At 61.9% G+C, this 7,603-nt stretch carries 5 protein-coding genes and 1 pseudogene; 3 read left to right on the plus strand and 3 right to left on the minus strand.

Translation table 11 applies throughout. The features are described 5' to 3' along the window. The first annotated feature begins 286 nt into the window (after positions 1–286). Together RWR81_RS11450 and RWR81_RS11455 are read left to right on the plus strand one after the other, a co-directional pair. On the plus strand, positions 287–2,464 hold the full coding sequence (locus RWR81_RS11450) for a hypothetical protein (RefSeq protein WP_314457878.1): 2,178 nt from the start codon (positions 287–289) through the stop codon (positions 2,462–2,464). Next, positions 2,451–3,371: a toll/interleukin-1 receptor domain-containing protein gene (locus RWR81_RS11455; protein ID WP_314457879.1), complete on the plus strand. Its 921-nt coding sequence runs from the start codon at positions 2,451–2,453 to the stop codon at positions 3,369–3,371. Before RWR81_RS11450 ends, RWR81_RS11455 begins: the two co-directional genes overlap by 14 nt. A gap of 1 nt (position 3,372) precedes the next feature. Here RWR81_RS11455 and RWR81_RS11460 read toward each other — a convergent pair whose 3' ends face one another. Continuing rightward, positions 3,373–4,548 carry a hypothetical protein gene (locus tag RWR81_RS11460; protein ID WP_399498433.1) on the minus strand — a complete coding sequence of 392 codons (1,176 nt, stop codon included), beginning with the start codon at positions 4,546–4,548 and terminating at the stop codon, positions 3,373–3,375. A 256-nt stretch (positions 4,549–4,804) separates the two neighbouring features. On the opposite strand from RWR81_RS11460, the gene RWR81_RS11465 reads away from it, so the two are divergent. Continuing rightward, the gene (locus tag RWR81_RS11465; RefSeq protein ID WP_314457881.1) at positions 4,805–5,257 is read left to right on the plus strand and encodes a hypothetical protein; all 453 of its coding nucleotides are present in this window, start codon (positions 4,805–4,807) and stop codon (positions 5,255–5,257) included. Between the two features lie 65 nt (positions 5,258–5,322). Here the strand turns inward: RWR81_RS11465 and RWR81_RS13695 are convergent. Together RWR81_RS13695 and RWR81_RS11470 are read right to left on the minus strand one after the other, a co-directional pair. Beyond that, positions 5,323–5,832, minus strand: a pseudogene (locus tag RWR81_RS13695) (DDE-type integrase/transposase/recombinase); the annotation flags it as partial. A gap of 152 nt (positions 5,833–5,984) precedes the next feature. Beyond that, positions 5,985–7,562, minus strand: a complete 1,578-nt coding sequence (locus tag RWR81_RS11470; protein WP_314457882.1) for an IS1634 family transposase — start codon at positions 7,560–7,562, stop codon at positions 5,985–5,987. Between the last annotated feature and the right edge of the window lie 41 nt (positions 7,563–7,603).

A 7,603-nucleotide genomic window follows, 5' to 3' on the forward strand; every position in this document is an offset into this window, starting at 1 on the left:
GGCCCGTCAGGTCAGCACCGGCTCGTTTCCGCTGCCAGACGGCCATCTGAAGGGCATCCAGCCCCAGGAAGGTCCTCAGATCAGGGCCGGTGAAGGTAGTCTCAGGCACGTCGAGGTCTCTCAGGTGGCGTGTGTAGCAGCTCCCATCATCAGGGGACCTCGACCCCTACCCGGCGTAACGACGCACCCACCCCACCTATACACTTCAATAGGCTCCAGCTACCACACCCTCAAACACGAAGAGCCGGATTCACCAGACACAACATCTTCACCTACGCTAGTAGACATGGCACAGCCCCAATCGAGACCGGCAACGACACGACCACTACTCGACATCATCGTCATCCATCATCCGGAAAGTTTACACGGCAATCAGGTATTCATCCGACTTCGCGACCACTACCACTCACCAGCATTCGCCGGACTCGTCGGAGGCAGTGTTGAAGTTTACCACCGCAGCATCCCATGGTCTTCTACCGACCCCCAATCGGCGCCCCGTCCTGTGCCAGCCGCTGACTCGCACCCTCTAGCAGCCCAGATCACAGTCGTCATACCCGTCATCGACACAAGCCTCATCCGCGCGACAACCACTGTCGGCACTCCCTGGTCTTTGTACCTCAATGACGCACTCAAGACATTCGACAACGACACCTCACGCAGACTTGTCATTCCCGTCATCATCAATCCTGCCTTTCCCACGCACGGCCCCCTAGCCGACCTTCTCAACAACACTCAAGGCATACACGTCTCCGCTGCCCATCTGGCCATCCCCAACCACTCGACCTCGATTGACGAAGAAGACGAAACAACCACCTGGATCGACCATCTTTTTCTTGAGCGCGAAATCAGCCAGGCAATCGTCCAGCACATATCCCCCGATTGGAGCATTGACCACCCCCTCAAAGTCTTCATCAGCCACACAAAGAAGGAGACTTCAGGAGAGGAAGACGTCACCGACATCGTCAAGAAAATCATCGCCACCACTCATCTCGACAGCTTCTTCGATGAGCGCTCAATCCAGACCGGTGACAAGTGGAAGGAGGCACTGCAGGATAATGCCAGCAACTGCGCACTTATCATGATCCGAACTGACCTCTACGCGAGCAGACTCTGGACTCAGAAGGAGGTGCTACTAGCGAAGGAGCACGACGTTCCCGTCGTCACGCTGTCCGCACTCGCTCGCGGAGAGGAGCGTGGATCCTTCCTCATGGACCACGTACCGACTGTCGCGTTTTCCTCGGCGGATACTGACAGCAGCGTCGCTCGCGCGCTGTGCCGCCTGGTCGATGAAGCGCTCAAACGGACCCTATGGGAGCTCCAGGCCTTGTATACGAGTGATACAGGATTCGACTGGAAACCTGTCCACGCCCCCGAGCCGACAACAGTCACCACCTGGCTAAAGAATCATCCACGCGATGACCGCCACTTGTGGATCATTCACCCAGACCCCCCACTCACCTCCCACGAGAAAAACCTCATTCGAGACATGTGTGAACTCGCTGGGTTCAAGAGGAATGACGCCAGCCTCACCATCGTGACCCCACGCGAGTTCCTTTCACGGGGAGGTGCCCTCCTCCCCGGGCAGGACCCTTTGATTGAGGCTGGAGAGCGCAGCCTGAACGGCCGTCGCCTCGGTATCTCCGTTTCTCCCTCGGAGGACCTGAAACGCCTCGGTCTTTCAGACTCTCATCTCGACTATGCGGTTGCTGAGCTAGCCCAACTCACCTTCCTTCATGGAGGCACCCTCGTCTACGGAGGCAGGATCAATCAGGACGCTCACGACATGACAACGTTCATGGCAGAGCAGGCCGAGAGATACGCCGATACCCCTAATTCCTTTGAGAACCTCCAGCCGTGGTGCGTATATCTCACTGCTACGGAACAGGACCTCCGCGCGTTCGAGGATCGGATCGCAAACGTCGGCTCCCTACAAATTGTCTTCACGGACCAAAAGCTCTCGCTCACCGAAGCAGCACAACAGCGTGTTGCCTCAAACCGCTGCGATGATTCGGACAAAATGAAGTCCCTTACGGACATGAGGCAACTCGCCGCATCCACGACGCACGCCCGCGTTCTCATCGGCGGAAGCCTCGAACGTTCCACCTACGCACAAGTCCCCGGCACACTCCAGGAGGTATATCTCCAACTCAGAGCCCACCGCCCCGTCTACATCTGTGGCGGTTTCGGTGGAATCGGGGCGGTCGTCGCCGACGCCGTCGGCCTACCGACTCCTGATGACTACACCGTTACCATCCCGGATATAACCCCGGAGGCGGTAGACATGCTGAACTTCATCAGGGAAAACTGGCGGAATATCGACACTGGACTGACCAACGCGGAACAGGCCGACCTTGCCATGTCCCACCACCCGAGCATGATAGCAGGCCTCATCCTTCGCGGAATGAACCGCCTGGTGAACAATTCGCCGCAAGATTCGAGAGGGGACTCACGTGGCATCGAGTGACCGGAGGCGAGCAGATCGGGTTGCCGCAATCCTCGAGTGTGCGTGTCGCCTCGAGGAGCTCGACGCGACGGTCGTTCAGACCGTCCTCGCGGAGTACGGGCTGGACACGGTGACACCGGCTGTCGATTACATCCCGCACGAGCGTCTCATACCGGTGCTTCGCGCCGCCGATACGCGGACTCTGCTCAGTCTGGCAAATTTTCTCAGGCGCCCCAGGACACTCCTGCTCGACGAAGAACTCCCTTTCCACGGGCAAGGACTCCGTCTGTTCTTCTCCCATCTCAGCCGGTCACACGAGTTCGTCGAGTCAGTCAGCGCAGTCCTCGAGGATCTCAGCATCGAGGTCCTTATCGCACACCAGGACATTCGCCCCAGTCGCGATTGGCTGGCATTTCTCGCTAACGGTCTCGACCAGTGCGACGGCCTGGTCGCCTTCGTCGAAACGGGATTTCGTGAGAGCGAGTGGTGCGATCAAGAGGTCGGTTGGGCACTCGGCCGACACCGCCCCATCCTGTCCCTATTTCGCGAGCAGACCGTTCCATATGGCCTTGCTGGAAGGGTCCAAGGACTAGCGTTCGAGAATGATGCCCCCTCAACTGTCGCCGAGAAGATCATCTCGTGGGCAGGAACTGAAGAGCTCCTGAGACACAGACTGCTCGAGAGCCTCGTACAGACGCTCGAGAACAGCCCAAACTTCGACACCACACGAGAAGTTGTCAAGATGCTCCGAGAAGTGCCTGCCACGGCTCTCTCCACCGATCTCGCAGATCGGCTCTCAACGGCGGCGACGTCCAACCCGCAGGTCGAGAAGGCCGTCGTTCCCCGCCATACCGGAAGGCGTTACCCGACCGTCCTGTTCTCCACGTGGCTGGCTGAGTTTACCGGACACACGACACCCGATTCCTGAGTCAGGAACGCACACCCAGCGCCTCCTGCCTAAAGTCAAGGTTGGTGATGCCCGGCTCTGGCTCCCCCATGGCGGCTCTGGCACGTCCGAGACGGGCCGCGAGTCCATCCATGGCGGCCCGGATGCCAGCCTTCTGTGCCGTGACCCGCATAAATGCCGGACCGTAGTACGGCAGGAAGGCGTGAACGCTGACGCCATCACGGCCCAACTCGCGACGCAGTACAGCCCGAGTCTCGGGATCGGCGCCCTCCCAGGAGGCGCAGACCGACTCAGCTCCCGCTGCATCCATCACCTGAAGCATTAGAGCCAGACGCGTGACAGCTACTAGATCAGCGTCAGCGACCCGTTCGCTCAGTCCAAGCACCGTTGCACGGAGACTCAGATAGCAGCCATACCGATCCATTCCTGCAGCCGTCTCCCCACTTCCCATCGCCTCAGCCAGGTCGGTAAACTCATCGACGACCGGCAAGGTCAATGCTGTCGCCCCAACTCTGCCATCGCTGGCTTTGACACCGGCTAGATCGAGCAGCAGGTGAACGAGGTACCAGTCACGCACATGTGAACCGACACCATCCCAGCCCAACAGCACGCCGGCAGGAGCCTCGCCCTGCATCACCTGACCCAGGTTACATTCTAGCCCGAGCACGTCCCGCACCAGGACGCTCTTTCCCTCGCCCAGCACTCCGAGGTTTGGCAAAAGCGCTGTCTGAAGCCGCGGAGTCTTCATGACACAGCGCAGCAAGTCGTCGTGATCGGTCCAGTCGAGACCTGCGTCTTGTGTCATCTTTACCACCGCCGCGCACTTTCCAGCGTCATGCACCAGCATCAGGTAACGCATGCCCATGAGGCCACTGTCGTCTACGAGGATATTTTTCACCCAGTGATGAAGCGAACGAAAACGCTCTTTCGTCAGAGTGGTTCTCCTTGACGGTTGCCCCCTGACGAACGCGGTGTAGTCCTCCTCTGATCCCGCCCACAGGTACTCGAGACACCTAAGTGAGCACGCAGTTCGAAAAAGCTCACGATACCTAGGCCCACCCGCCTCTGGGGATGGTGCTACGTCATTCTTGAGTAGATGGAGCTCGGGGAATTCCCAAGCCCAGGTTGGTACTCCGCAATGCATCCAAGTTGCCTTGTCACGGAAGGTGTCATCGTGCGCTGAATCCAACTGAACCATGAGAGAAGGATAACGGGGTACCCCGGCTTCCCGAATCTTTACTGATGAGTGTGAGGTGAGTTCTCAGGCAGGAGGTGGCTGAGCCGGCTTGACGGGGTTGTGGCAGGGCCTGGCGCGTCGCTGAGACGAGGACACGAGTCCCGTAGGGACGATGAGTGGTGTCAAATCAATCCCTCGCCCCAGGAACCCGCGCTGATGTCAACTTCCACCACGACTGCCCTACCACGCCAGCCTCTGGTCCGGGCCGTTCAGGAGGATGGCTGATCCCAGGGACCGCCGCGGTATGCGCCACGACCTGCCCACGGTGCTGTCCCCGGCCGTCACCCGGGTGCTGGCCGGCTACCGGAGCCCAACAACGATATGGGAGCACACCACAGACCTGACCGGTGCCGACCTGCGCTCTGTGGTGCTGGGGAGAATCAGCCCCTTCCATCTTAAGTCCACGATCTGGCGGCTGCTCCAAGACCTCGCCCCTGCAGACCTTGTCAAGCCCCGGGTTTTGTGGAGGCTGGTTTATCTGTTGCCGGTGGTTGCCGGTTGTGATTGTTCCTGGCGGTGGGTGTCGGGCGCCCAGGCGGCTTCGTGCTCGGCGGGGGTTCGCATCCTGATGGCGGAGTGTGTCCGGGTGGTGCCTGTACCAGTGGACCCACTCGGCGGTGGCGAGTACGGGCGGCGTCGATGTCCTCCCAAGGGCCCTGGTTGCGGATGAGCTCGGCCTTGTACAGCGAGTTGAGTGGCTCGGCCAGAGCAAAGCCGAAAGGAGTCGCCCTTCGACCCCACCGAGGCGACCGCCTCGCACTCGGCCAGGGCGGCCCCGTAGTGAATGGACCTGTACTGCACCCCACGGTCGGAGAGTTGCACCAGGCCAGAGAGGTCAGCCCCGGGGAGTTTCCGCTGCCAGACGGCCATTCTCAGGGCGTCCAGGGCCAGGTCGGTGCACAGGCTCGTGGAGGTCTGCCAGCCGATGAGCCTCCGCGAGTACACGTCGGTCACGAAAGCCACATAGACCCACCCGGAGAAGGCGCGTACATAGGAGGGGGCACCTCCCGCTTGCGGAGGAATGTCGGCGACCCACAGCTCATTGGGAGCAAACGCCTCGAAGTGGCGCTTGACCAGGTCGGCCGGACACTGCTCTCGCGGCGCACTGCGCGTGGTGCGCGGAGACCTGGCGCGTCTGATGCCGCGCAGCCCCAGGTCGCCCATGAGGCGTTCGACGGTACAGCGGGCCACGTGACCGGCACCGTGACGCTCGGCGCTCTGAGGGCGGCCCCGCAACACGTGCATCTTGCGGGTCCCCAGCACCGGGGTAGCTGGTTCTTGTGGACCCTGGACATCTCCGCCTTGAAGGATCTCGTCGCGCAGGCTCCTGGCGCTAGGAGGCCGGCTACGGCGAGCGTGAGTCAGGTGCTCGGGGCGATCTCCTGATTCGTGACACCTTAGTGCCCTGGGGACTGTAGGGATTTGAGGATGCTGGCTGCGGTTGGGGTGATTTGGGGTTGGGCAGTGATCTTATGGCCGTTGAGGTTGATGGTGACGTCCTGGAGGGGCTTGAGGGTACGGATGATGCGTTTGATGCTGATCCCTGTGGTGTCCTGGAGGTGCCGGGCGACGGCCAGGGCGGCCATGACCATCGTCAGGTGCGCCTCGATAGCATCGCGCTGATGGTGGAAGACGGGGCGGGCTCTCAGGTCGTGCTTGCTCATCCGGAAAGACTGCTCGACGTGCCACAGCTCGTGATACGAGGAGACCACCTCGGCGGCGTCCATCAAGCGTGCGGGGATGTTGGTGACATACCCCTTGAGGCCCACCAGCGACCTGGCCCGGGCCAGGGACGCCTCATCGAGCACCTGATCGCCTTGATGGACGGTGACGAACCTGGTGCCCTTGGGACGTCTCTCGCCGGCGATGACGGCCCGGGCCCGGTTGGCCTGGGCGGCCAGGGTCTGAGTGTCCCTGGCGGCGCGCTTCTTGGAGTAGGCCCACACTGCCCGCCACGACCCCGGGTGAGTGTGCGGGTCCCAGATGGGCTCACGACGCTTGCTGACGTCCCGCTCGCTCCTGGAGCCTTTCTTGGGGGTGATGGTGTCAATGAGCTGCCCATCGGTGAAGGCGTCCCCGCTCCAGTGGAAGTGGGCCTCCAGGTCGCCCGGGGCCCGGACCTGGCGGGCCCCGACAATGAAACGCAACCTTGCCTCATCCAGGGCCGTCAGGTTGGCGGCCGAGAGCATGCCGGCATCAGCGACGATCACGAGCTCCTCAATGCCGTGAGCGGCCTGGAATGCCTCCACCACCGGGATGATCGTGGTGGTCTCGGCCTTACTTCCTTCCCAGCACCCGATTCTCAGGGGGAAACCACGGCGGTCGACCAGCAGGCCGACGATGACCTGGGGGTCGACCCGCCTGTCCTTGGAGTAGCCCACCCGCCGCAGGTCGTCCTCACGCTCGGCCTCGAAATAGAGCGTGGTGACGTCGTACAGGCACAGGGCCAGACCGGAGGTGCTGGTGACGTGATCGAACAAGGCCTGAGAGATCGCCTCGCGGTAGCCCCGCTCCTGAGCACGGGCCAGGGAGCGGAACAAGGTCCGCACGGTGACGGCCTCCAGGCCCAGGTCACTCAGCACCCGGGGGACCTGGGCCTTGGAGGACGGCTCGACCAGACGCGCCAGAACCATCTGCTCAAACGCCCGATCACCCCCGACCGCCTCACCCAGCCCCAGACGCCTGTAGGCGCCGTGCAGGACCTCCCACAACAACCTGGAGTGCTTGGACTCCACCGTGGTAGTAGCCAGGCCGGTGCGTCCCGGTGCCGGCTCCAGGGACTCCAGGTCCAGCAGCCCCTGGCCCTGCCAGGCGGCGATCTTCTGCCGACCGGCCTCCAGCAGGGCCTCCAGCTCCGTCTCGTCGTGGGCTGACCCCAGGTGCTCCACGATCCGGCGCACACCACCGGACTTGGACACGATCTGAACGGCCGTGGCCCCTGAGGCTGTCTTGACCTTGCGCACAAACGGGCTCACACCAGCCCACCATACGGGCTCTTAGTGCCCCACCACCAGAC

The sequence above is a fragment of the uncultured Actinomyces sp. genome (genome assembly GCF_963526355.1).
Taxonomy (GTDB): Bacteria; Actinomycetota; Actinomycetes; order Actinomycetales; family Actinomycetaceae; genus Actinomyces.

Coding starts and splice junctions, on each gene's coding strand:
- RWR81_RS11450 (WP_314457878.1), top strand. CDS start 287: ATGGCACAGCCCCAATCGAGACCGGCAACGACACGACCACTACTCGAC.
- RWR81_RS11460 (WP_399498433.1), bottom strand. CDS start 4,548: ATGGTTCAGTTGGATTCAGCGCACGATGACACCTTCCGTGACAAGGCA.
- RWR81_RS11465 (WP_314457881.1), top strand. CDS start 4,805: ATGGCTGATCCCAGGGACCGCCGCGGTATGCGCCACGACCTGCCCACG.